Annotated in this window: 21 protein-coding genes and 1 tRNA gene; 8 read left to right on the top strand and 14 right to left on the bottom strand. The window is 70.9% G+C overall.

Going from position 1 to position 23,080, the window contains the following annotated elements; all coding sequences use genetic code 11:
* Positions 1-14 precede the first annotated feature (14 nt).
* Positions 15-1,112 carry a sensor histidine kinase gene (locus tag OG406_RS19725; RefSeq protein ID WP_203660611.1) on the top strand — a complete coding sequence of 366 codons (1,098 nt, stop codon included), beginning with the start codon at positions 15-17 and terminating at the stop codon, positions 1,110-1,112.
* Positions 1,113-1,547: 435 nt separating this feature from the next.
* Here OG406_RS19725 and OG406_RS19720 read toward each other — a convergent pair whose 3' ends face one another.
* The 3 genes from OG406_RS19720 to OG406_RS19710 form a co-directional block, all read right to left on the bottom strand.
* Entirely contained in the window at positions 1,548-2,543 is a 996-nt protein-coding gene (locus OG406_RS19720) for an NAD-dependent epimerase/dehydratase family protein (protein ID WP_266847666.1), read from the bottom strand.
* Between the two features lie 89 nt (positions 2,544-2,632).
* Positions 2,633-2,977, bottom strand: a complete 345-nt coding sequence (locus OG406_RS19715; RefSeq protein WP_203660613.1) for a hypothetical protein — start codon at positions 2,975-2,977, stop codon at positions 2,633-2,635.
* A 277-nt stretch (positions 2,978-3,254) separates the two neighbouring features.
* Positions 3,255-3,578: a MerR family transcriptional regulator gene (locus OG406_RS19710; protein WP_164372803.1), complete on the bottom strand. Its 324-nt coding sequence runs from the start codon at positions 3,576-3,578 to the stop codon at positions 3,255-3,257.
* 449 nt (positions 3,579-4,027) lie between these two features.
* Here OG406_RS19710 and OG406_RS19705 point away from each other — a divergent pair, with 449 nt between their 5' ends.
* Positions 4,028-4,402 (top strand): hypothetical protein, encoded by a 375-nt coding sequence (locus tag OG406_RS19705; RefSeq protein WP_081218449.1) that lies wholly within the window; start codon positions 4,028-4,030, stop codon positions 4,400-4,402.
* A gap of 202 nt (positions 4,403-4,604) precedes the next feature.
* Here OG406_RS19705 and OG406_RS19700 read toward each other — a convergent pair whose 3' ends face one another.
* The 7 genes from OG406_RS19700 to OG406_RS19670 all read right to left on the bottom strand — a co-directional run bounded on the left by OG406_RS19700 (position 4,605) and on the right by OG406_RS19670 (position 10,383).
* Positions 4,605-4,919, bottom strand: coding sequence for an SCO5918 family protein (locus OG406_RS19700; RefSeq protein WP_081218450.1), 315 nt, complete (start codon positions 4,917-4,919; stop codon positions 4,605-4,607).
* A gap of 120 nt (positions 4,920-5,039) precedes the next feature.
* Positions 5,040-5,369: a hypothetical protein gene (locus OG406_RS39425; RefSeq protein ID WP_388700415.1), complete on the bottom strand. Its 330-nt coding sequence runs from the start codon at positions 5,367-5,369 to the stop codon at positions 5,040-5,042.
* 155 nt (positions 5,370-5,524) lie between these two features.
* Entirely contained in the window at positions 5,525-7,078 is a 1,554-nt protein-coding gene (locus tag OG406_RS19690; RefSeq protein ID WP_326842725.1) for a DEAD/DEAH box helicase, read from the bottom strand.
* A 508-nt stretch (positions 7,079-7,586) separates the two neighbouring features.
* The gene (locus OG406_RS19685; RefSeq protein ID WP_030224351.1) at positions 7,587-7,790 is read right to left on the bottom strand and encodes a cold-shock protein; all 204 of its coding nucleotides are present in this window, start codon (positions 7,788-7,790) and stop codon (positions 7,587-7,589) included.
* Between the two features lie 387 nt (positions 7,791-8,177).
* The gene (locus tag OG406_RS19680) at positions 8,178-8,984 is read right to left on the bottom strand and encodes a hypothetical protein (protein ID WP_164372805.1); all 807 of its coding nucleotides are present in this window, start codon (positions 8,982-8,984) and stop codon (positions 8,178-8,180) included.
* A 323-nt stretch (positions 8,985-9,307) separates the two neighbouring features.
* A complete protein-coding gene (locus OG406_RS19675) occupies positions 9,308-10,072 on the bottom strand; it encodes a polysaccharide deacetylase family protein (protein ID WP_329190888.1) in 765 nt (254 codons plus the stop codon).
* Positions 10,073-10,309: 237 nt separating this feature from the next.
* Positions 10,310-10,383: transfer RNA gene (locus OG406_RS19670), tRNA-Gly, on the bottom strand.
* A 268-nt stretch (positions 10,384-10,651) separates the two neighbouring features.
* Here OG406_RS19670 and OG406_RS19665 point away from each other — a divergent pair.
* The 3 genes from OG406_RS19665 (at position 10,652) to OG406_RS19655 (ending at position 12,008) form a co-directional block, all read left to right on the top strand.
* Positions 10,652-10,810 carry a hypothetical protein gene (locus OG406_RS19665; protein WP_203660494.1) on the top strand — a complete coding sequence of 53 codons (159 nt, stop codon included), beginning with the start codon at positions 10,652-10,654 and terminating at the stop codon, positions 10,808-10,810.
* Between the two features lie 114 nt (positions 10,811-10,924).
* Entirely contained in the window at positions 10,925-11,500 is a 576-nt protein-coding gene (gene dcd, locus OG406_RS19660; protein ID WP_010985889.1) for a dCTP deaminase, read from the top strand.
* A 10-nt stretch (positions 11,501-11,510) separates the two neighbouring features.
* Positions 11,511-12,008, top strand: a complete 498-nt coding sequence (locus OG406_RS19655; protein WP_164372808.1) for a phosphoribosyltransferase — start codon at positions 11,511-11,513, stop codon at positions 12,006-12,008.
* A 108-nt stretch (positions 12,009-12,116) separates the two neighbouring features.
* Here OG406_RS19655 and OG406_RS19650 read toward each other — a convergent pair whose 3' ends face one another.
* From OG406_RS19650 to OG406_RS19635, 4 genes are all read right to left on the bottom strand, one after another.
* Positions 12,117-13,139, bottom strand: coding sequence for a Yip1 family protein (locus tag OG406_RS19650; protein ID WP_164372809.1), 1,023 nt, complete (start codon positions 13,137-13,139; stop codon positions 12,117-12,119).
* A gap of 58 nt (positions 13,140-13,197) precedes the next feature.
* Positions 13,198-14,634, bottom strand: a complete 1,437-nt coding sequence (locus OG406_RS19645; protein WP_164372810.1) for an FG-GAP-like repeat-containing protein — start codon at positions 14,632-14,634, stop codon at positions 13,198-13,200.
* A gap of 196 nt (positions 14,635-14,830) precedes the next feature.
* Positions 14,831-16,318, bottom strand: coding sequence for an FG-GAP and VCBS repeat-containing protein (locus OG406_RS19640; protein WP_329186931.1), 1,488 nt, complete (start codon positions 16,316-16,318; stop codon positions 14,831-14,833).
* Between the two features lie 326 nt (positions 16,319-16,644).
* On the bottom strand, positions 16,645-18,951 hold the full coding sequence (locus tag OG406_RS19635) for a (Fe-S)-binding protein (protein WP_329186930.1): 2,307 nt from the start codon (positions 18,949-18,951) through the stop codon (positions 16,645-16,647).
* 274 nt (positions 18,952-19,225) lie between these two features.
* On the opposite strand from OG406_RS19635, the gene OG406_RS19630 reads away from it, so the two are divergent.
* The 3 genes from OG406_RS19630 (at position 19,226) to grpE (ending at position 23,079) form a co-directional block, all read left to right on the top strand.
* Complete coding sequence (locus tag OG406_RS19630; RefSeq protein WP_329186929.1) at positions 19,226-20,389, top strand: MraY family glycosyltransferase; 1,164 nt, start codon at positions 19,226-19,228, stop codon at positions 20,387-20,389.
* Positions 20,390-20,536: 147 nt separating this feature from the next.
* The gene (gene dnaK, locus OG406_RS19625; RefSeq protein WP_164372814.1) at positions 20,537-22,405 is read left to right on the top strand and encodes a molecular chaperone DnaK; all 1,869 of its coding nucleotides are present in this window, start codon (positions 20,537-20,539) and stop codon (positions 22,403-22,405) included.
* Complete coding sequence (gene grpE, locus OG406_RS19620; RefSeq protein WP_329186926.1) at positions 22,402-23,079, top strand: nucleotide exchange factor GrpE; 678 nt, start codon at positions 22,402-22,404, stop codon at positions 23,077-23,079. The genes dnaK and grpE overlap by 4 nt, the downstream gene beginning before the upstream one ends.
* The last annotated feature ends 1 nt before the right edge of the window (position 23,080 follow it).

Genomic DNA, 23,080 nt, shown 5'->3' with positions numbered 1-23,080 from the left:
ACGCGATAGTGGCCATGGCCCTGTACGCCTTTCTGGGCGCCGCCGCGGCGGGCCTGGGCGGGGCGGGTGTCCTGTGGCTGATCCGCCGCCGCTCGCTGACCGCCTCGCTCACGGTGGTGGCCGCGGTGGCCGTCTGCGCGATGCTCGCGGGCACGCTGGTGGTGGCCTGGGCGATGTTCCTGTCCTCGCACGACCTGTACGTGGTCACCACGGTCGTCGCCATGGCCGCCGTGGTCTCCCTCGCCACCGCGCTGCTGCTCGGCCGGTGGGTGGTGGCCCGCAGCAGGGCGCTCACGCTGGCCACCCGTTCCTTCGGCGACGGCGGCGACTTCGCGGCCCCGACCGGCCCGGCGACGGCGGAACTGTCGGCGCTCAGCCGGGAGTTGGCCGCCACCAGCCGCAAACTGTCGGAGTCCCGTGACCGCGAGCGTGCCCTGGAGACCTCACGGCGTGAACTCGTCGCCTGGATCTCGCACGACCTGCGCACCCCGCTGGCCGGACTGCGTGCCATGTCCGAGGCGCTGGAGGACGGGGTCGCCGCGGACCCGGACCGCTATCTGCGGCAGATCCGCACGGAGGTCGAGCGCCTCAACGACATGGTCGGCGACCTCTTCGAACTGTCCCGCATCCACGCGGGCGCCCTCGCGCTGTCCCCCTCCCGGGTCTCCGTCTACGACCTCGTCGGCGACGCCCTCGCGGGAGCGGACCCGCTGGCCCGGGAGCACGGCGTGCGTCTGGTCGGCGACCGCATCGAGCAGGTGCCGGTCGAGGTGGACGGCAAGGAGATGAGCCGGGTCCTCGGCAACCTGCTGGTCAACGCGATCCGCCGCACCCCCGCCGACGGCACCGTCGCGGTCACCGCCGAACGGTCCGACGTGGGCGTCGTCCTGTCCGTCACCGACGGCTGCGGGGGCATCCCGGAGGAGGACCTGCCGCGTGTCTTCGACACCGGCTGGCGTGGCACCCACGCCCGGACCCCGCCCGCCGGAGCGGGCCTCGGCCTCGCCATCGTCCGCGGCATCGTGGAGGCCCACAGCGGCCGGGCCGCCGTCCGCAACGTCCCCGGCGGCTGCCGCTTCGAGGTGACCCTCCCGATGGCGGCGGGCGTCTGAAGCCACCGGGCTCACCGGATCACCGGGCTCACCGGGCTCACCGGCTCACTGGGCCGATGGCGGCGGGCGTGTGAAGCCACATGACTCACCGGGCCCACTGGGTTCACCGCTTCACCGGGCTTGTCGGCCCACTGGGCTGATGGCGGCGGGCGTCTGAAGTCACCGGGTTCACCCGGCCCACCGGGTTCACCCGGCCCACCGGGTTCACCGGCCCACCGGGTTCACCGGCCCACCGGGTTCACCGGCCCACCGGGTTCACCGGCTCACTGGGCTTGCCGGCCCACTGGGCTCACTGGGCCGATGGCGGCGGCTGTCTGAAGCCAGATGACTCACTGGGTCCACCGGGTCCGCCGGGCCACCGGCTCACCGGATCCACCGACCCCCCGGACCGGGGCGTCACCGCGCCCCGGCCCGGGGGGTCCGGATCCGTACCGCCTACTCCCCCTGCAACCTCGCGCCCGCGAACTCCCGCATCCCCTCGGTGAATCCGACCTCCGCCTTCCAGCCGAGTTCGGCGCGCAGCCGGGCCGAGTCGGCGGTGATGTGGCGGACGTCGCCGAGGCGGTACTCGCCGGTCACCACCGGCTCGGGGCCTCCGTACGCGGCGGCCAGCGCGTGTGCCATCTCGCCGACGGTGTGAGGGTCGCCGCTCCCGGTGTTGTAGACGGCCAGCGCACCGGACGGCGAACCCGCCTCCAGCGCGGCCACGTTGGCGGCGGCCACGTCCCCCACGTGGACGAAGTCCCGCCGCTGTCCGCCGTCCTCGAAGACACGCGGCGCCTCACCGCGGGCCAGCGCGGAGCGGAAGAAGGAGGCGACCCCGGCGTACGGGGTGTCCCGGGGCATGCCCGGGCCGTAGACGTTGTGATAGCGCAGCGACACGGCGGAACCGTCCGTCGAACGGGCCCACGCGGCCGCGAGGTGCTCCTGCGCCAGCTTGGTCGTCGCGTACACGTTGCGCGGGTCGACGGGCGCGTCCTCCTCCACCAGACCCGGCGTCAACTCCTCGCCGCAGCGCGGGCACCGCGGCTCGAACCGCCCGGCGTCCAGGTCGGCGACGGCGCGCGGCCCCGGGCGCACCACGCCGTGCCACTCGCACGCGTAGCGCCCCTCCCCGTACACGACCATCGACCCGGCGAGCACCAGCCGCCGTACCCCCGCGTCCGCCATCGCGGCGAGCAGCACGGCCGTTCCGAGGTCGTTGCGCGACACGTACTCGACCGCGTCGCCGAACCCCACGCCGAGGCCCACCATGGCGGCCTGGTGGCAGACGGCGTCGACGCCCGCGAGCGCGCCCGCGACCGCCTCGGCGTCCCGTACGTCCTGTCCGTCGCGCAGGTCGAACACGACGGGTTCGTGCCCGCGCGCCCGCAGCGCCTCGACGACATGACCTCCGATGAACCCGGCCCCGCCGGTTACCAGTACACGCATGCCCCGAACGCTAGGACCGGCAGACCGTTCCGCGGTGGCACCGCGCCCGACACGTCACGGCTCCGTAAGACCTCGCCCGGCCGCCGGGCTCACATGCGCAGCAGGCGCTGGGTGATCTCCCGGTACTCCCGCAGCGCCTGACGGAGTTCGTCGCCCTGGGTCTCCGGGTCCCGGTCCTGCCAGCCCTCGTGGAGGGCGGCGCGCCGTTCGGTGAGGGCGCTCATGACATGGGCGGCCGCCTCGTCGAACGCGGTCTCGGCCTCTCCGAGTGCCTCGCGCGGGTTGTGCGCGAAGGTGTTGAGGGCGTGGTTGAGCCGCTGGCTGAGTTCGCCCCGCTCGTCCGGCCCGAGCAGGGGCTCCGGGCCTGCCGCGCGACGCCCGGAGGAGCCGGGCTGCCGGTCCGGGGGCTGCTGGGCGCGTGTCTGGTCGTACATCATCGTGGGCCACTTCCTGTACGTCGTACCGGCCGGGCGCGTGAGCGCGATCGGTCGGTACGGTCGAGGACCCGCCCGCGTGGGCTGCCGTCGCGACGACGATCACCTCGGTGATCACTTCGCGGACCGCTGTGCCGGTCACCTCGGTGACCACGGCTGCCACGGTCGTCGGAGAGGCGTGGGCCGGCTGTGCACCGGGCTGTCAGTCAACGCCGGGTGCCTGCCCGTGTCAACGCGGTCTCCGCCCTCGGACGGTTCGGCCGGTGCGGGCGCCGGATCAGTCCGAGGCGGCAGCGCGCCGGTACTCGGCGTTGATGCGCTGGGCCTCCTCCAGCTGGTCCTCGAGGATGACGATGCGGCACGCGGCATCGATAGGGGTCCCCTTGTCGACGAGTTCGCGCGCACGGGCGGCGATCCGCAGCTGGTAGCGGGAGTAGCGCCGGTGGCCGCCCTCCGAGCGGAGCGGGGTGATCAGGCGGGCCTCGCCGATCGCCCGCAGGAAGCCCGGCGTGGTGCCGAGCATCTCGGCTGCCCTGCCCATCGTGTACGCGGGATAGTCGTCGTCGTCGAGACGACCCGTGAGTGGAGTGTCCGCTGTCATTTCACCTCGTTGTGGCACGCGTCGAGGGGCCCCGATGCCGTACGGCACCAGGGCCCCGAAGGAAATTGAACACCATCTGCCGGCTCTACTGCGGAGCCGACCGTCTGTTTCCGCTCACAGGCCCGGGTGTCGGGCGGCTGAGCGGGGATCGCGGTTGCGTGACCGGGGACCACCTTCCAATCCTGGTCTTGCGGTACCCGCGCCCGAATCCCTCTCGGACGGGGCGATCCTGATGGCGTCTGCTTCCTCAGTCCTTCCTCTGGAGGGATCTCGAGTCGGACCTGCCCGGAACTTCGGCGGCCCGCGATGTCTACAAGAGAAACCCTAATCAAGCGAACGCGCGATGTCTACCATGACGGCGATAGATTTTGGTTCGCTCGTGTCGCAGGAATACTGGGGTGCGCGAGGACCGGAGCGCCGGGCGGGGCTGCTGAATAGAATCGGCTCCCATGTCGAACCCTGACGAGCTCCTCGTTGACATCTCCGCCATGGTGGAGTCCGGGCACAGCACGCAGATGTCGTTGACGGTGGTCGTCGGCGGCGCCGTCATCACCGGCCGGCTGGCCCCCGAAGCGGTGTGGCGGGAGCGGGTGTCGGAGGTCCTCAGGGACTCGGACCGCCTCGGCCCGTTCTCCGACATCTTCGGCTCCGGCCGGGCGGCGGCCCGTTCCGGGAACGCCCCGGCACCCACCCATCTGCACTTCCACCTCGCCCGCATCCTCCAGGGCAGCGTGGGGATCCCCGAGACCGGCGGCATGTACCGCGTCGCGATCGAGGACGTGGGGGCCTGGACGGTGGGTGACTTCAGCTACTCCGACCACTGAGCCCGTACCGACAGCGACAGCGACAGTGACGGCGACGGCGACGGCGACGGCGACCGGGCGGGCGTACGGACGCCGCGTGCCCGTCCGCCGGCCGGAACGTCATGAGGGCCCCGCCGACGGTGTCGGCGGGGCCCTCATGGCCGTGTCCTGCTCCCGGGGTCCGGACCCGGTGGGTCCGTCGTCCCGGTGGCGTGGGGTGTCCTCAGGGTTCGAGCGGGGCGGGGCTCCCGAGCAGCGCGGACGCGTTCTGCAGCGGGCTGAGCGCGCGCGGCACGGGGGCCACCTCGGGCGTGCGGCAGGTGAAGCCGAGGCGGGCCATGGCGCGGGTGACCTCCCCGCTGGTGAAGTCGCGGCGGTCCTGGCGGGTGATGACCTCACCCACCTGCTTGACCGGGTAGTGGCAGCGGCCGATGATCACGGATTCCCCCGTGATGGGTTCGGGCTTGACGCCCTTCATCGAGTCCAGCACACCGCTCTTGGTGAGATCGAACGGGAAGCGGGCGATGACACAGCGCATGGTGCCTCACAGGTGACGAGAGGAAGCGGGGAAAGGGGAGGAGCGGGGAGAAGCAACGGAGAATGCGGCCGGGCGTGTCGCCCAGCGTACGGGCGCCGCGGGGGCGGCAGGCCCCGACGCTCAGCCGGACAGGGCGAGGACGCCCGGTGAACGGCGGCGGGCGAGGACGTCCCGGACACGGACGCGGTCGGTGTAGGCGGAGCCGGCGCGGACGACGGCGAGCTGCGCCGCGGTGACCGAGTCCGTGCACTGGTCGTCCTCGTCGCAGACGAGCAGGTACGCGACGCCGGCGCCCGCCATGACGGACAGCGCCACCTCGACGGTCATGTCGGCCCCCACACGCGGCCCGGAGAGCTCCTCCCGGTCGGCGAGACCCACGGGGACGGCCCCGGCGGAACGCGTCCGCGCCGGCTGACCCTGCTGCCTCGGCGGAAGCTGAATGATCGTCAAAGGTGCCTCCTGCGGCGTTGGTGCGGAGTGGACGTACGGGGCCGATCCGGAGCCGGCCGGGCGCCGCACCGGAGTCCGGCCCGTGCCGCCGACCCCGGAGGGCGAGCGGCCGGACCGGACGGCTGATGTGCGGCGCGCGGTGGGTCCGGTCCGGACTAGCGCTCGGCCGTGGGGCGCGCGGCGGCCTCGGCGGGACGCCGCCCGCCCGCCTCGGACGTGCGGTGCGCGCCCGTACCGGTGGAGCGGCCACCGCCCTGACCGGAGCGGCCACGCCGGCCGCGAGAGGAGCCGGAGGCCCCACGCCGGGGCCGGTCCGACACGGGCGCGCGGATGACGACCGGCACACCCGAAGGCGCCTGGGCGCCCGTGATGCGGGTCAACTCGGCTTCACCGGAACGGACTTGGCTGGTCTGCGGGGTGATCCCGGCGGCCGCCATCAGGCGGGTCATGTCGCGGCGCTGGTTCGGTGTCACCAGGGTCACGACGCTGCCCGACTCACCGGCGCGGGCCGTACGGCCGCCACGGTGCAGGTAGTCCTTGGGGTCGCTCGGCGGGTCGACGTTCACCACCAGGTCGAGCTGGTCGACGTGGATGCCGCGCGCCGCGACGTTGGTCGCCACCAGGACCGTCACGTGCCCGGTCTTGAACTGGGCCAGGGTCCGGGTGCGCTGCGGCTGCGACTTGCCGCCGTGCAGGGCCGCGGCCCGCACACCGCTGTTCAGCAGGTGCTCGGTCAGCCGGTCCACCGCGTGCTTGGTGTCCAGGAACATGAGCACCCGGCCGTCCCGCGCCGCGATCTCGGTGGTCGTACGGTTCTTGTCCGCGCCCTGCACGTGCAGGACGTGGTGCTCCATCGTGGTGACGGCACCCGCGGACGGGTCGACGGAGTGGACGACCGGGTCGTTCAGGTAGCGGCGGACCAGCAGGTCCACGTTGCGGTCGAGGGTGGCGGAGAAGAGCATCCGCTGCCCGTCCGGACGCACCTGGTCGAGCAGCTCCGTCACCTGCGGCATGAAGCCCATGTCGGCCATCTGGTCGGCCTCGTCGAGGACGGTGATGGAGACGTCGGCGAGGCGGCAGTCGCCGCGCTCGATGAGGTCCTTGAGGCGTCCCGGCGTGGCGACGACGACCTCGGCGCCGCCGCGCAGCGCGCCGGCCTGGCGGCCGATCGACATGCCGCCGACCACCGTGGCGAGCCGCAGCCGCAGGGAGCGGGCGTACGGGGTGAGCGCGTCGGTGACCTGCTGCGCCAGCTCGCGGGTCGGCACGAGAACCAGGGCGAGCGGCTGACGCGGCTCGGCGCGCCGGCCGGCGGTCCGGGTCAGCAGCGCGAGGCCGAAGGCCAGCGTCTTGCCGGAGCCGGTGCGGCCCCGGCCGAGTACGTCACGTCCCGCGAGGGAATTCGGCAGGGTCGCGCCCTGGATCGGGAACGGGACGCTGACGCCCTCGTGCCCGAGTGCTTCCAGCAGCGGCGCGGGCAGGGCGAGGTCGGCGAACGCCTCCACGGCCGGGAGGGCGGGGGTCACCGTCACCGGCAGGGCGAACTCGCCCTGCAGGGAGGTCTGCTGGCGTCCGTAGCCCTTCGACCTGCTGGGGCCGCCGGAACGGCCGGAGGACGCGGACCCGAAGCGGCTGCCACCGCTCCTCTTGGGGCCGGCGCCCTCGGATCGGGAACGGGCGAAACGATCGTTCGTGCGCGTGCGGTTCATGCGGAACCTTCCTTGAACGGGCGCGTATCAAGGAATTCCCGCAGCGAATGTGCAGCGCTGAGAATCGCGAGAACGAGCCGAATGAAATACGACACCGAAAGGGATCGGACCGATATCGGTCCGGAGCGGTGAAGAATTCGAGCGGGACGCGGGGCCGGAAATCCGGCACTGTCCCGAAAGCGATGGGTCCGAAACGGCGACGGTGCCGTGCGGCGGAACCGGGGGTCGATGCAGCCGTGCGGGAAACCGGCGGCGGAGCCGAGAAGCGAAGAGGGGGAGCCGGGGCGGTGCCACCGGCGGAACCAGGATTTTCGCGGGCGGTCCCGAGGGGATTCATACCCACGTTCGGGTCGGCCACTCTCGTACGGCGGTCCGGGTGAGGGGTGCTCGGGGGCGGGGTGGGCGACGCCTGTCGCGTCGGCCGGTGCCCGTCTCCGTACCCGGGAAAGCGGCGAGCTGGGGCCCGCACCCCAAGGTGCGGGCCCCAGCTGCGCTGTGCGTGTGGGTGTCAGGCGGGAACGATGTTCTCCGCCGTCGGGCCCTTCTGGCCCTGCGCGATGTCGAAGGAGACCTTCTGGCCCTCCTGCAGCTCGCGGAAGCCCTGCGCAGCGATGTTCGAGTAGTGGGCGAAGACGTCGGCGCCGCCGCCGTCCTGCTCGATGAAGCCGAAGCCCTTTTCCGCGTTGAACCACTTCACGGTGCCAGTAGCCATGTCAATTCTCCTTCGGGACGGTGCTCGGAGTCCGCAGTGCGCGGATTCCGCGTCGCCGTGATGATTACCCCGCCGGAAAAAGACCGGAGACACAAAAGAACTCCACCGCAGAAACGAGGGTGGTAGCTCACAAGTTTTGGGAACCACAACTGCAACTGTTGTCGACAGTAGCACGACGAGATCGTTCATGTGCGCTGCATAACGCCGCACCCCAAACGGATCAAGAAATCCTGAGTGCGTCCGACGCCCATTTCTCATGTGGCGGTCACAGATATTGACTCGCCCGGGTCGCAGCGTTTCTTCGTTTTTCTTCGGCTCGCCCCCGGCGAGCGCCGGGGGCGAGCGAACGGCCGTCGCCGCCGCCCGCGGGCGGCGCGGACGTCCGCGTCAGTGGTCGTCGTGGATGCTGGTCGCGATGCCGTTGCTGATCACGACCTCGGCGCTGAAGCCCTTCTTGGCGGCCGTCTCCAGCTCGTCCTCGGTGCACTTGGTGCCTGCCTGGGTCGCGTCGCCGCAGATGTCGTCGTAGCCCAGGATCTCGGTGTCCTCGGCGACGAAGAACTCCTGCTCGGTGCCCTTCGTGTCGGAGACCGTGTACTTGCCCGGAGCCAGGAAGGAGACGTTCCCGAACCAGGTGCCGTTGACGCCCTTGCCCTTGTCGATGCCCTCCACGGCGGTGTCGCGGGAGTCGGAGCCCGCGTCGGATCCGGAGCCGGAATCCGAGCCGGTGCCGGAGCCCGAGCCCTGCTGGGCGGCGCGCCGCTCGGTCACCAGGGTCGCGATGCCGTCCTTCATCCGGACGTTCGCGCCGACGGCGCCCTTCTTCGTCGCCGCCTCCAACTGGTCCAGCGTGCAGGGCGCGTCCACCTTGGCTCCCGCCTCGCCGCAGAGGGTGCCGGTGCCGTAGACCTCGGTGTCGTCGGCGACGAAGAACTCCTGTCCCTGCCTGCCCGGCACGGACACGATGTACTTGCCCGGGGCGAGGTAGGTGACCTTGCCGTTCTCGAACGAGCCGCTGACGCCCTTGGACGTCGCGGACTTCTTGGCGTCCGAGGCCTTTTCCGCGACGGCCGACGAACCCGATCCGCTCTTGCCGGACGCGTCGGAGTCGGTGCCGTTCTGGCACGCCGTCATCAGCAGCCCGGCGGTGATCGCGGCGGTGGCGAAGACGGCCTTGCGCAGGTGGCGGTTCATCACGGGAGTTCCTTCCGGCGGGACGATGGGGAGCCGGCGTTCCCCGCCGGTCCCTCGCTCTGTGTCGACTATGAGGGGCCGGAGAGTCCGCAGGTCACGCCCGTCGTCCCTTCCGGACACCCCCGTGGCAGCGTCGTGACACGGCAACACTTCGGCGGTGAAGGGCGCTTCGGCGACGCGCCGCCTTGCCGAGGAGCGCGGGACGGCGTGCGGCGTGGCTTCTCGCGGGGCCCGCGTCCCGGGGCCACGCGAGAAGCCACCGGCCGGGGGCCGGTGGCTCAGGTGACGCGGGTGGCTGCGGTGGTCGCGGTGGTCGCCGTGGTTCACCGCACGGGGAAGCCGAAGGAGTAGCCCTGCTGCTTGAGCCAGGGCAGGACCCGGCGCAACGCCTCGACCGTCTGGGAGCGGTCGCCCCCGGCGTCGTGGAAGAGGAGCGTCGGTCCGTTGGGGAGCTCCTGCTGGACGGTGGTCACGATGGCGTCCGTGCCCGGCCGCTCGAAGTCCTTGGTGTCCACGTTCCAGCCCAGCGGGCGCATTCCCCGGGACGCGGCGAGCTTGCGGCTGTCGGGGGTGAAGGCGCCGCCGGGGGCCCGGTAGTACATCGGGCGGACCCCTCCGGACGCCTTGGTGATCATGCGCTCGGCGTCGAGGATCTGCTGGGAACGGTAGGCCGGGGACTTCTTGTCCATGGTGGTGTCGTGCGACACCGTGTGGTCGCAGAGCCGGTGCCCTGCCGCGACCACCTTCTTCACCAGGTCGGGGTGGGCCTGCGCCTGCGTCCCCACCATGCAGAACGTGGCCTTCACCCCGTACTCCCGCAACACGTCGAGCACTTGGGGTGTCCATACGGGGTCCGGGCCGTCGTCGATGGTGATGTTCACGCCGTGGGCGCCCTTGTCCGAGGCGTGCGCGATGCTCGTCGCGACGGTCCTCACGGCGGGCTTGACCGGCCCGGCCGCCTTCGGGGAGCCGCCCACGGCGTCGGCCTGCGCGGTCCACACCGAGGCCCCGACCGCGAACAGCGTCACCCCGAGTGCCGCCCCGACCACCTTGCCGTACCAGCCCCGCGTTCCGCCGTGCCGCGCCATGTCCGCCCCGCTCTCGCCCAGTGCCCCGTCGATGCCCGGTCGCGACGCGACCACTTGGCAGGACGAGAGATGTGCACGAGGGGATGCGCCCGTTACCGATCACGGACAATCCCGGGGGAGTTCAGGGACAACCGGATACAGGACGAGACCGGTCCCGACCCGACATGGTCCGGTCGATCCGCTCCCGGACAACAAAAAACCCCCGGGTCGCGGACCTGGGGGCTTCATCGGTATCTGTGGAGCGGGTGACGAGAATCGAACTCGCACTCTCAGCTTGGGAAGCTGATGTTCTACCACTAAACTACACCCGCGTAAGACGCCGGTTGGACCGGTGTCGAATGCCCGCTCACTCTACCTCATGCCCGGCTCCCGGCGTCGAAGCCGCGGGGCCCGCCTGTGTTTCACGGGGTGGATGAGGCTGCGGCGAGCCGGAGTTGAGGCGTACGGTGTGGGTCTTCGCGTGGGTCCGGACGGCACCGGAGTGCCGCCTGGAGCGCCGTCCCTTTGATCCCGTAATGTGGCTTTCGTTGTCAGGGCATCAGCCTGACACGGCTCTTGGGGAAGGGACTCTGGGACTTGATGGAGCGCACCGTCGTCCGTTGTGCCGAGGGGCACGTGTTCAGCACCGCGTCGTTCCCGATGCAGCAGGCCGAGCGGCTCGGCCCCGGACGGCTGGTCCGGTGCCCTCGCTGCGCCCGGCTCCGCAGTGTGGTGCCGGTGACCATGGAGAAGCATTGACGCGGTGAGCCGGTGACGTGACGCCCCGGTGCCGGGGCGGCGCATCACCGGTGTGCGGGAGCGCGGTGCCATCGCGATGGTGGTGGCTCCGCGCCCCTTGCGTATCCTCAGGGCGTGCTTCTCTCAGACAAGGACATCCGGGCCGAGATCGACGCCGGGCGGGTCCGGATCGATCCCTACGACGAATCCATGGTGCAGCCGTCGAGCATCGACGTGCGCCTCGACCGCTATTTCCGGGTGTTCGAGAACCACCGCTACCCCCACATCGACCCCTCGGTCGAGCAGGCGGACCTCACGCGGCTCGTCGAGCCGGAGGGGGACGAGCCGTTCATCCTGCACCCCGGTGAGTTCGTCCTCGCCAGCACGTACGAGGTCATCTCGCTGCCGGACGACCTCGCCTCGCGCCTCGAGGGCAAGAGCTCGCTGGGCCGCCTCGGTCTGGTCACCCACTCCACCGCCGGGTTCATCGACCCCGGGTTCTCCGGGCACGTGACGCTGGAGCTGTCGAACCTCGCGACGCTGCCGATCAAGCTCTGGCCGGGCATGAAGATCGGCCAGCTGTGCATGTTCCGGCTCAGCTCGCCGGCCGAGTTCCCCTACGGCAGCGACCGTTACGGGTCCCGCTACCAGGGCCAGCGCGGGCCGACGGCCTCCCGGTCCTTCCTGAACTTCCACCGGACCCAGGTCTGAGGCGGTGACCATGTCCTCCGAGCGCGAGAACCTCACCTACGAGAAGTTCGGTGTCGCCGTACGCGAACTCGCCCAGACCATCGCCGACGACGGCTACGAGCCCGACATCGTCCTGTCGATCGCCCGGGGCGGCGTCTTCGTCGCGGGCGGGCTCGCCTACGCCCTCGACTGCAAGAACATCCACCTGGTGAACGTCGAGTTCTACACGGGGGTGGGGACGACGCTGGAGATGCCGGTGATGCTCGCCCCCGTCCCCAACGCGATCGACTTCTCCGACAAGAAGGTCCTGATCACCGACGATGTCGCCGACACGGGCAAGACGCTCAAGCTCGTGCACGACTTCTGCGTCGGCGAGGTCGCCGAGGTCCGCAGCGCCGTGATCTACGAGAAGACCCAGTCCCTCGTGAAGTGCGAGTACGTCTGGAAGCGCACGGACGAGTGGATCAACTTCCCGTGGAGTGTCGAACCGCCGGTGATCCGCCGGGCCGGGCAGGTGCTCGACTCGTAGGCGGGCGCCCGCACGGCACGACGACGGTTCGTGGGCGTGACGTGACGTGAGAGGGGCTCCCGGCTGTGTGCCGGGAGCCCCTCTCGTGTGTTCTCGGTGCCGTCGGCGTCAGAACGTGCCCAGCTTGATGATCGACAGGATCGCGATGAGCTGGATGGATGACGCGGCGAGCGCCTTCGGCCAGGGGAGGTCGTGGGACTTGCCGACCATCAGGGTCAGCAGCGCGCCCGCGGCGACCCACGTCGCCCAGCCGAGGAGCTTCACGAACGACGCGTCGCCGCCGAGGAACATGGCGACCAGCAGACGCGGGGTGTCCGTGATGGACATGATCAGCATGGAGAGGCCGACCGTGGGCTGCCAGGCGCCGTCGCCGCCGAGCTGGCGGGCCAGGGTGTGGGTGACCACGCCGAGGATGAACGTGCTGAGGACGATGGCGACGGCGGTCGTCAGGACGATCGGGATCGCGTTGGAGAGCGTCGCGTTGATCGCGTCCTCGCGGGCGCCGTCGAAGCCGAAGACCGCCAGCAGGCCGTAGATGAACGTCACGACCAGGGCGGGGCCCCACATCGCGTAGTCGCGCATCTGCAGGAAGGTCCTGTTGGGGGCGGTCACGATGCCCCTGAGCAGGTCCTTCCAGTGCAGCCGCGGTCCGACCGGCGGAGCGGCCGCCTGGCCGGCGCGATACGTGTCGCCCTGGCTGTACGGGTCCTCGCCGATGGAGAAGGCCTGCGTGTGTCCGGGGCTGTTCGCCGCGTACGGGTCCGGGCCCTGCTGCGGGTGTCCGTCACCGAAGTACTCCGGCTCGCCCTGTCCGCCTCCGCCCTGGGGCCAGCCGCCCTGCGCGTTGCCGCGGTACTGCTGACCGCCGCCCTGCGGGCCGCCGTACGGCGGCTGTCCCCCGTACTGCGGCTGCGAAGGCGCGTTCGGATGACCGTACGGCTGCTGCCCGCCTCCCTGGGGGGCCTGCTGTCCGTACGACGGTCGTTGTTGCGGTCGCGCCTGCGAAGCACGGTTGTCCCGGCCGCCGCGTCCGATCCTGAATCCAGCCACGTTATCGAACGTACCTGGTCCCGGAGAGTGACGTGCCGGGCCCGGGGGATCGGGCCCGGCATTGGGTCCGAGCTGTGACATCCCCTACGGGGCGGACGAGGCGGCCCCCTACGGGTCCCGGAGGGGGCCGCGGAGCAGGTCAGCCCGCCAGGACGTTGCCGAAGTAGGCGTCGCCCGAGGGGCCGCCCAGGGTGGTGCCGTTGAAGGACTTCGAGCCGGTGGCGGTGATGCCGGAGGCGCCGGCCTTGAAGTACCAGACCGCACCGTCGGCACTGTTCTCGCCGAGCGCGCCGACGACCAGCTCGGCGCGGCCGTCGCCGTTCGCGTCGGTGAGCCGGACCGCGTCGCCGAAGTAGTCCTGGGCCTCGGCGGTGCCCGGGACCCCCGCGCTGTTCTGCGAGAAGGACGTGGAACCGGTGCCGGTCAGGCCGGAGGCGGAGCCGCGCAGGACGGTGACCTGGCCGGCGTGCTTCACCGACCCGATGTACTCGCTGTCCGAGCCGATCGCGACGTCGGCGTATCCGTCGCCGTTGGTGTCGCCCGAGGACAGGCTCCAGCCGAAGCCGTCGTTCTTCTCGCCGGTGCCCGGCACGCCCGCCGAGTCCTGGGTGATCCGCTTCGGCGTACGGGTGCTGAGGCCGCCCGCGGCACCGTACGTCACGGTGATCGCGCCGCCGAGTCCGCCGTCCGGCTCGGTCGACGACTTCTCCATGAAGTTGCCGGTGACGATGTCGCCGTAGCCGTCCTTGTCGACGTCGGCGATCGTGCCCGCGTAACCGCCCGCGAGCTTCTTGCCGAGCTTCGGGCCGGTGGTGGAGCCGGTGTAGAGGACGCTGCGGGTGCGGTAGTCGCCCCCGCTGGTCTCCTCCTGGCCCATGACCAGGAGATCGGTCCTGCCGTCGCCGTTGACCTCGCCCGCGACGAGCTGGTCCGGGTAGACGGTGCTCTGGGCGATCGTGTCGACGCCGATGCGTGCGGCGGCCTTGCCGGTACGGGAGATGGGCCCCCGGAAGATGTTCAGCGCGGGTGTGGCGTTGTTCGCGGCGGCCAGGTCGGTGTGGCCGTCGCCGTCGAAGTCGCCGGCCGCGACCTGCCAGCCCAGCTCGTTGAGGTACTGCGGCAGCGGTGAGGCGATGTCGGTGCCGGACTTCACCCCGCTCGCGCCGCCCCACAGCACCGTGAGGGTGCCGGAGGAGTCGGTGGAGCCGATCCGCTCGCCGTGCACGCCCACGACGATGTCCGTGTAGCCGTCGCCGTCCATGTCACCCGTGGTCACGCGGTCGCCGAAGTAGTCGTACGACTCCGGGGTGCCCGGGACGCCGGTGGTGGCCTGGCTGATGATCTGCCGCTTGGAGGTGTCGAGGCCGCTCGCGGTGCCGTAGACGACGGCGACGTAGCCGGCTCCGGACTTGCCGGACACCTTGGCGAGCGGAGCGGAGATGGCCAGGTCGCGGTGGCCGTCGCCGTTGAAGTCACCCGAGAGCCCCGAGGGCGCGGCGGTGGCCGGGGTGGCGGGCAGGGCGGTGAGCAGGCCGGTGGTGAGGGTCGCGGCCAGCAGGAGGGTGCGCTTGCGCAAGGCGGGACTCCGGTAGCGGAAGGGGCGAGAGGGGCGGGTGGGGAAACCGCCGGGACAGGGAGACACGCCGGGCCCGTGAGCGGTGCGGGCCCGGCGTGTCGGGAACGGGGCGCTCGCGGAGGAGCGCCCCGGGTGGTGCGTGGACCGGCCGGCCCGAGGGCCGGCCGGGGAAGGGCGGACGGGCCGCCGGGCGGGACTAGTCGGCGAACAGGGCGCCGAACTGCGGCGATCCCGTCGTCGAGACGCCCGAGGTGCTCGGGGACAGGGTCCGGGAGCCGGACGTGGTGATCGTCGTGCCGTTGGAGGGCAGGTAGGTGACCGAGCCGTTGCCGGCGTTCTCGTACGAGCCGACGAGCAGGTCCGCACGGCCGTCGCCGTTGACGTCGTCGAGCTTGACGTCGGCGCCGAACAGGTCGTCCTTCTCGTCGCTGCCGGGGACGCCGGCGGTGCTCTGCGCGAAGGACTGCGTGCCGGAGGAGACCTTCACGCCGGTCGACGAGCCGTAGAGGACGGTGACCATGCCGGTGTCGGTGACACCGTCGATGTCCTCGTTGGGGGCGGAGACGACGAGGTCCTGGAAGCCGTCGCCGTTCACGTCGCCGAGGTCGAGGTCCCAGCCGAAGCTGTCGCCCTTCTCCGAGGTGCCGGGGACGCTGCCGGTGTTCTGGTTGATCCCCGTGGTGCCGGCGGGGCCGGAGGCCGAGCCGTAGGTGATGTTCGCCTGGCCGCCGTCGGAGGAGTCCGGGATGGTCTCGCCCTCGTCGGTGTGGTGGTCCCAGCCGGCGCCGCTGACGATGTCGCCGTAGCCGTCGCCGTTGATGTCGCCGACGCCGGTGATCTGGCCGGGCTTGAGCGCCTCGGCGGAGGCGACGCTGAGGCCGCTCGCCGTGCCGGGCACGAAGTAGTTCGTGTTCCAGCCGGTGCCGTTCTCGAAGCCGTCGACGATCAGGTCGGTGCGGCCGTCGCCGTTCACGTCGCCGGCCGTCAGGCTCAGCGGCCCGTACGGGAAGTCGTTGGAGCCCGACTGGATCGGGGGCTTGACGGTGTAGCGGCCGCCGGGGGTGCCGGCCGTGGTGAAGCCGCCCTTGTAGACGTAGACCGTGCTGGTCGAGCTGCCGACGGCGAGGTCGGCCTTCCCGTCGCCGTCGAAGTCGCCGGCGGCCAGGTCCTTGCCCCAGTAGTCGTGCGAGGAGGGGGAGGGGTCGGCGATGGTGACGCCCTTGCCGGTGAGGCCCGCGGCGGAACCCCACAGGATGGCGACGGTGCCGCCGTCGGTGTCGCTGCCGACCTTCTCCCACGGGGAGGCGACGGCGAGGTCGTCGTAGCCGTCCTTGTTGAAGTCGGCGTACGCGGTCTCGCCGCCGAAGCCGTCGCCGGCCTCGGCGGTGCCCGGGACGCCGGAGGTGTCCTGGCTGATCGTGGAGCGCTTGGCGGAGGAGACGCCGGTGGCGGTGCCGTAGAGGGCGACGATCTGGCCGGCGGCCTTGTGGCCGCCGACGTACGCGGCGTGGGCCGAGAAGACCACGTCGCCGATGCCGTCGCCGTTGAAGTCGGCCTGCGCGACGTGCGCGGAGTCCGCGGCGGTCGCGGTCGTGACCGAGAAGGTGAGCAGTCCGCCCGTCAGCGTGGCAGCGGTGGCCGTCGCGAGGGCGATACGCACGGAGTGCGGGTGACGCTTGTGCATGCGGGATTCTCCTGCGGCATGCGGGGATGTCTGGCGGACATCCCCTGTCAATGGGGTTCCGACTGCCCGTGTTTGCCGGGAGTTGTCCATGAGTCGTCCGGCGGTTCACTGGGTGATCGGCGAACAGGAGACCGCCGATGGGGGGCGAGGGTTGTACGTGAGTTCGGAGAATTTTTGTTGCGGTCGGGGCCGGTGGGGTGTCCGACGCGGGGCGGCCGGAGGGGGCGGTGGGCCGGCCGGGTGCGGGAACGCACGACACCCCAGTGTTCCGGGGAACACGGGGGCGTCGGCCGTTCCGACCGGGGTGAACCGGGCGGCCGGGGGCGTTACTTGACCGGCTCGGGTTCCGGGGCGTTCTCCGACTCCGCCGCGCCCGCCGGGGGCTCGTCGTCGCCGTCGGTGTCGGCGACCGGGGTCTTGACCGAGTCGAGGAGGAGCTGGGCGACGTCGACGACCTGGACGGACTCCTTGGCCTTGCCGTCGTTCTTCTTGCCGTTGACCGAGTCGGTCAACATGACGAGGCAGAACGGGCAGGCGGTGGAGACGATGTCGGGGTTCAGCGACAGGGCCTCGTCGACGCGCTCGTTGTTGATGCGCTTGCCGATCCGCTCCTCCATCCACATCCGCGCGCCACCGGCACCGCAGCAGAAGCCGCGTTCCTTGTGGCGGTGCATCTCCTGCTGGCGCAGGCCCGGGACGGCGGACATGATCTCGCGCGGAGGCGTGTAGATCTTGTTGTGCCGGCCCAGGTAGCACGGGTCGTGGTAGGTGATGAGGCCCTCGACCGGGGTCACCGGGAGCAGCTTGCCCTCGTCGATGAGGTGCTGGAGCAGCTGGGTGTGGTGGATGACCTCGTAGTCGCCGCCGAGCTGCGGGTACTCGTTGCCGATGGTGTTGAGGCAGTGCGGGCAGGTGGCGACGATCTTCTTCGCCGACTTCGGCTTCTTCGACTCGGGGGTGCTGTTGCCCTCGTCGTCCGTCTCCTCGCCGAACGCCATGTTCAGCGCGGCGACGTTCTCCATGCCGAGTTCCTGGAAGAGGGGCTCGTTGCCGAGGCGGCGGGCGGAGTCACCGGTGCACTTCTCGTCGCCGCCCATGATCGCGAACTTGACGCCCGCCATGTGCAGCAGCTCCGCGAAGGCCTTGGTGGTCTTCTTGGCGCGGTCCTCGAGGGCGCCGGCGCAGCCGACCCAGTAGAGGTACTCGACCTCGGTGAGGTCCTCGATGTCGCGGCCGACGACGGGGATCTCGAAGTCGACCTCCTTGGTCCACTCCAGGCGCTGCTTCTTGGCGAGGCCCCAGGGGTTGCCCTTCTTCTCCAGGTTCTTGAGCATCGTGCCCGCCTCGGACGGGAACGCGCTCTCGATCATCACCTGGTAGCGGCGCATGTCTACGATGTGGTCGATGTGCTCGATGTCGACCGGGCACTGCTCGACGCAGGCGCCGCAGGTGGTGCAGGACCACAGGACGTCCGGGTCGATGACGCCGTTCTCCTCGGCGGTGCCGATGAGGGGGCGCTCGGCCTCGGCGAGGGCGGCCGCGGGAACGTCCTTGAGCTGCTCCTCGGAGGCCTTCTCCTCGCCCTCCATGGTCTTGCCGCCGCCGGCCAGCAGGTAGGGGGCCTTGGCGTGCGCGTGGTCGCGCAGCGACATGATGAGGAGCTTCGGGGAGAGCGGCTTGCCGGTGTTCCACGCGGGGCACTGCGACTGGCAGCGGCCGCACTCGGTGCAGGTGGAGAAGTCGAGCAGGCCCTTCCAGGAGAACTGCTCGACCTGGGAGACGCCGAAGACGTCGTCCTCACCGGGGTCGGTGAAGTCGATGGCCTGGCCGCCGCTGGTCATCGGGAGCAGCTCGCCGAGGGCGGTCGCGCCCTTGGCGTCGCGCTTGAACCAGATGTTGGGGAAGGCGAGGAAGCGGTGCCAGGCGACACCCATGTTGGTGTTCAGGCCGACGGTGATCGCCCAGCCCATGGTGACGCCGAGCTTGATCATGGCGGTCAGGTAGACCAGCGTCTGCAGGGTGGCGAGGCTCAGTCCCTTGAAGGCGGCGACCAGGGGGTACGAGGCCCAGTAGGCGGCCTCGTAGTGGTCGACGCCGTGCAGGGCGCCCTCGAGGCCGCGCAGGGTCATGATGGCGAGGCCGATGACGAGGATCACGGCCTCGACGAAGTAGGCCTGGCCGGTCTTGGAGCCCGCGAAGCGCGACTTGCGGCCGGGCTTGGACGGCCGGTTCAGCTGCCGGACGGCGATCAGCACGAGGATGCCGAGGGTCGTGAACAGCGCGATGAACTCGGTGTACAGCTCGTAGGGGAGCCATCCGCCGAGCACCGGGAGGGTCCAGTCGGCTTTGAAGAGCTGACCGTAGGCGGTGACGATCGTCAGGCCGAGGGTCAGGAAGCCGACGGCCACGAACCAGTGCGCGACGCCGATGATGCCCCACCGGTTCATCCGGGTGTGGCCGACGAACTCCTTGGCCAGCGTGACGGTGCGGGCCTTCCAGTCGTCGGTGCGGCTGCCGGAGGGGACGGGCTGGCCGAGCTTGATGAACCGGTAGATCTGTGCGACGGCCCGCGCGATCAGCGCGACGCCGACCACGGTCAGGACCAGCGACACGACGATCGCGGCGAGTTGCATTCGGGGGCTCCTCGGGCCTGCGAGGTGTTCTTCGAGAGCGACCTCGAAGTGATTACTAAGCGGTAACTTATGCAGTCCGTCTGAGACTACCCACTTCTTCCGCCGCACTGTAGCCAGAGGTGCGGTGATCTGCGTCGCTGAGGCAAACCTGAGTGGGTGCGTCGCGGGCGGGCAGACGGTCCGTTTCGTGCTCCAGGGCGTTCTGGCGCAAGGACACGTAAATCCGATCGTGTTATTCGCACAATACTGTGACAATTACCCCTAAATTAGCGATGTGCTGTACGGAATCGCGGCCGCCACGGCCGCTCTGCTCCTGACCGCCGCGCTCACCGCGCTGCTGCGGTCGCTCGCCCTGCGCCTCGGTGCCGCCGGCGGGCCGGGGCTCCTCTCCGCCCCGACCCGGCCCCGCCCGTCCGGCCCGCCCGTCCCGTCCGGTCGGGAACGGCGGGTCCCCCTGCTCGGCGGCATCGCCGTGGCGGGTGCGACGGCGCTCGTCGGCTGCGCCGGCGACTGGACCGGGGCCGCCCCGCTCGGCCCGGAGACCGGCCGCCTGCTGGTCGCCGCCCTCGTCGTCGCCCTGGCCGGTCTCGCCGCCGACCTGCTGCCCGTGCCGCCCGTGCTGCGGCTGACCGCCGTCGCCGGTGCCGCCGTCCTCGCCGTGCCCTACGACGCGCTCGGCGTGCCCGGCGGGGTGCTCGCGGCCGGCTGGATCGTCCTCGTGACCCACGCCTTCCGCTCGCTCGACCAGTCCGACGGGGTGCTCGGGACCGTCGGGGTCGTCACCGCGTTCGCGCTCAGCGGCTGCGCCGCCGCCGAGGTCATGGACGGACTCGCTGCCCTGCTCAGCGTGCTGGCCGCCGCGCTCACCGGCTTCCTGATGCACGCCTGGCCGCCGGCCCGGATCGCGGCCGGCCGGTGCGGCTCCCAGTTCGCCGGGTTCGTGCTGGCCTCGGCCGTCGTGCTGGTGCACGCGGAGCGGCCCGCCGGGCCCGGGTTCGGCGCCGCGTTCGCGCTGACGGCCGTGGTCAGCGCCGACGCCGTCCTGGTCCTCGTGTCCCGGCGGCGCGCCGGGCGGCCGGTACTGCGGTCCGCGCCCGACCATCTGGTGCACCGGCTGCGCCGGGCGGGGCTGACCCGGCAGGGCGTCATGGTGGTGATGGGGCTCGCCGCGTTCGCGGGTGCGCTCGTCGGGCTGTCCATCGACCTCGGCTGGCTCGGGGCCCGGGCTGCCCTGTGGGTGGCCGGCGCCGTGCTGCTCGTCGGGGCCGCGGGAGCCCTGCGTCCCGGACCCCGCCCGCGCCGCCCCGGCGTCCGGCCCCGGTCCCGTCCGCATGCGATCCCCGCTCCCGGGGGACCCGCCACAGGGGCCGCGCACCGACCCGGAAATCTCCTCCGTCCCCCGGCGGATGTGGCGAACGGTGCGGTGAAAGTCCCCTAGCTGCGTGTGAAAACCGCAGGTCACGGGCTTCCTGCGCGTAAGGAACGGATAAGAGTTGAGCCCCCACGACTCAGGTCTGTTGACCGAGCGGCGGACGTCGTGCACACTTGAGCCTGTTCCACTCAAGTCATTGTTGGAGGAATCGAAATGGCACGTGCGGTCGGCATCGACCTGGGCACGACTAACTCAGTCGTCAGCGTTCTGGAGGGCGGCGAGCCCACCGTCATCACCAACGCCGAGGGCGCCAGGACCACGCCGTCCGTCGTCGCCTTCGCGAAGAACGGTGAGGTGCTCGTCGGCGAGGTCGCCAAGCGCCAGGCGGTCACGAACGTGGACCGGACCATCCGTTCGGTGAAGCGTCACATGGGCACGGACTGGAAGATCGAGCTCGACGGCAAGAGCTTCAACCCGCAGCAGATGAGCGCCTTCATCCTGCAGAAGCTGAAGCGCGACGCCGAGGCGTACCTGGGCGAGAAGGTGGCCGACGCGGTCATCACCGTCCCGGCGTACTTCAACGACTCCGAGCGTCAGGCGACGAAGGAGGCCGGCGAGATCGCGGGCCTGAACGTCCTGCGCATCGTGAACGAGCCGACCGCCGCCGCCCTGGCGTACGGCCTCGACAAGGACGACCAGACGATCCTCGTCTTCGACCTCGGTGGTGGCACGTTCGACGTCTCCCTCCTGGAGATCGGTGACGGCGTCGTCGAGGTGAAGGCCACGAACGGCGACAACCACCTCGGTGGTGACGACTGGGACCAGCGGGTCATGGACTACCTGGTCAAGCAGTTCCAGGCCGGTCACGGCGTGGACCTGTCCAAGGACAAGATGGCCCTCCAGCGCCTCCGCGAGGCCGCCGAGAAGGCCAAGATCGAGCTGTCCTCGTCCACCGAGACCTCGATCAACCTGCCCTACATCACGGCGTCCGCCGAGGGCCCGCTGCACCTGGACGAGAAGCTCACGCGCGCCCAGTTCCAGCAGCTGACGGCCGACCTGCTGGAGCGCTGCAAGACGCCGTTCCACAACGTCATCAAGGACGCCGGCATCAACCTCTCCGAGATCGACCACGTCGTTCTCGTGGGTGGCTCCACCCGTATGCCCGCCGTCGCCGAGCTCGTCAAGGAGCTGACCGGTGGCAACGAGGCGAACAAGGGCGTGAACCCGGACGAGGTCGTCGCCATCGGCGCCGCCCTGCAGGCCGGTGTCCTCAAGGGTGAGGTCAAGGACGTCCTGCTCCTCGACGTGACCCCGCTGTCCCTCGGCATCGAGACCAAGGGAGGGATCATGACCAAGCTCATCGAGCGCAACACCACGATCCCGACCAAGCGGTCCGAGATCTTCACGACGGCCGAGGACAACCAGCCGTCCGTGCAGATCCAGGTCTACCAGGGCGAGCGCGAGATCGCGGCGTACAACAAGAAGCTCGGGATGTTCGAGCTGACCGGTCTGCCGCCGGCCCCGCGTGGCGTCCCGCAGATCGAGGTCGCCTTCGACATCGACGCCAACGGCATCATGCACGTGACCGCGAAGGACCTGGGCACGGGCAAGGAGCAGAAGATGACCGTCACCGGTGGCTCCTCGCTGCCGAAGGACGAGGTCAACCGGATGCGCGAAGAGGCCGAGAAGTACGCGGAGGAGGACCACGCCCGCCGCGAGGCCGCCGAGACCCGCAACCAGGGCGAGCAGCTCGTCTACCAGACGGAGAAGTTCCTCAAGGACAACGAGGACAAGGTCCCCGGTGACGTCAAGACCGAGGTCGAGGCCTCCGTCGAGGAGCTGAAGGCCGCGCTCAAGGGCGAGGCCGCCGGGGGCGACAACACAGCGGAGATCCGCACGGCCACCGAGAAGGTCGCCGCCGTCTCCCAGAAGCTGGGCCAGGCCATGTACGCCGACGCTCAGGCCGCGCAGGCCGCGGGCGGCGACGCCCCGGGTGACGGGGCCCCGAAGGCCGACGGCGCGGACGAGGACGTGGTCGACGCCGAGATCGTCGACGAGGACCGCAAGGACGGTGCCGCGTGACGGAGGAGACCCCGGGCTTCGAAGAGCAGCCCGACGTCCCCTCCGGCGCCACCTCCGACGACGCCGATCCGAAGCCCACCACCCCCTCTGCGGAGGGGGCGGCGGCCCCGGACGGGGACGACAGCGCACAGTTGGCCGGCCTGACGGCACAACTGGACCAGGCACGCACGGGTCTCACCGAGCGCACCGCCGACCTCCAGCGCCTCCAGGCCGAGTTCCAGAACTACCGCCGCCGCGTCGAGCGTGACCGGATCGCGGTCAAGGAGATCGCCGTGGCGAACCTCCTGACCGAGCTCCTGCCCGTGCTCGACGACATCGGCCGCGCGCGGGAGCATGGCGAACTGGTCGGCGGATTCAAGTCCGTCGGCGAGTCGCTGGAGACCGTCGCGGCCAAGATGGGGCTCCAGCAGTTCGGCAAGGAGGGCGAGCCCTTCGACCCGACGATCCACGAGGCCCTGATGCACTCGTACGCGCCGGACGTCACGGAGACGACGTGCGTGGCGATTCTGCAGCCGGGGTATCGCTTCGGCGAGCGCACCATCCGCCCCGCGCGGGTGGCGGTCGCCGAGCCGCAGCCCGGGGCGACGACGGTCAAGTCCGACCAGTCGGCCGAGGCGGCCGAGGCGGACGAGACCGCCAAGGACAAGGAGAGCGGTGGCCCGGACGAGGGCTGAG

This window comes from Streptomyces sp. NBC_01428 (assembly GCF_036231965.1).
Classification (GTDB): Bacteria; Actinomycetota; Actinomycetes; order Streptomycetales; family Streptomycetaceae; genus Streptomyces.
This window is presented reverse-complemented; position numbering and strand designations above follow the sequence as displayed.

What these genes read in the sequence shown, in the direction of transcription:
- OG406_RS19725 (WP_203660611.1), top strand. Translation starts at nt 15, where the DNA reads ATGGCCCTGTACGCCTTTCTGGGCGCCGCCGCGGCGGGCCTGGGCGGG.
- OG406_RS19720 (WP_266847666.1), bottom strand. Translation starts at nt 2,543, where the DNA reads ATGCGTGTACTGGTAACCGGCGGGGCCGGGTTCATCGGAGGTCATGTC.
- OG406_RS19715 (WP_203660613.1), bottom strand. Translation starts at nt 2,977, where the DNA reads ATGTACGACCAGACACGCGCCCAGCAGCCCCCGGACCGGCAGCCCGGC.
- OG406_RS19710 (WP_164372803.1), bottom strand. Translation starts at nt 3,578, where the DNA reads ATGACAGCGGACACTCCACTCACGGGTCGTCTCGACGACGACGACTAT.
- OG406_RS19705 (WP_081218449.1), top strand. Translation starts at nt 4,028, where the DNA reads ATGTCGAACCCTGACGAGCTCCTCGTTGACATCTCCGCCATGGTGGAG.
- OG406_RS19700 (WP_081218450.1), bottom strand. Translation starts at nt 4,919, where the DNA reads ATGCGCTGTGTCATCGCCCGCTTCCCGTTCGATCTCACCAAGAGCGGT.
- OG406_RS19690 (WP_326842725.1), bottom strand. Translation starts at nt 7,078, where the DNA reads ATGAACCGCACGCGCACGAACGATCGTTTCGCCCGTTCCCGATCCGAG.
- OG406_RS19685 (WP_030224351.1), bottom strand. Translation starts at nt 7,790, where the DNA reads ATGGCTACTGGCACCGTGAAGTGGTTCAACGCGGAAAAGGGCTTCGGC.
- OG406_RS19680 (WP_164372805.1), bottom strand. Translation starts at nt 8,984, where the DNA reads ATGAACCGCCACCTGCGCAAGGCCGTCTTCGCCACCGCCGCGATCACC.
- OG406_RS19675 (WP_329190888.1), bottom strand. Translation starts at nt 10,072, where the DNA reads ATGGCGCGGCACGGCGGAACGCGGGGCTGGTACGGCAAGGTGGTCGGG.
- OG406_RS19665 (WP_203660494.1), top strand. Translation starts at nt 10,652, where the DNA reads ATGGAGCGCACCGTCGTCCGTTGTGCCGAGGGGCACGTGTTCAGCACC.
- OG406_RS19655 (WP_164372808.1), top strand. Translation starts at nt 11,511, where the DNA reads ATGTCCTCCGAGCGCGAGAACCTCACCTACGAGAAGTTCGGTGTCGCC.
- OG406_RS19650 (WP_164372809.1), bottom strand. Translation starts at nt 13,139, where the DNA reads ATGTCACAGCTCGGACCCAATGCCGGGCCCGATCCCCCGGGCCCGGCA.
- OG406_RS19640 (WP_329186931.1), bottom strand. Translation starts at nt 16,318, where the DNA reads ATGCACAAGCGTCACCCGCACTCCGTGCGTATCGCCCTCGCGACGGCC.
- OG406_RS19635 (WP_329186930.1), bottom strand. Translation starts at nt 18,951, where the DNA reads ATGCAACTCGCCGCGATCGTCGTGTCGCTGGTCCTGACCGTGGTCGGC.
- dnaK (WP_164372814.1), top strand. Translation starts at nt 20,537, where the DNA reads ATGGCACGTGCGGTCGGCATCGACCTGGGCACGACTAACTCAGTCGTC.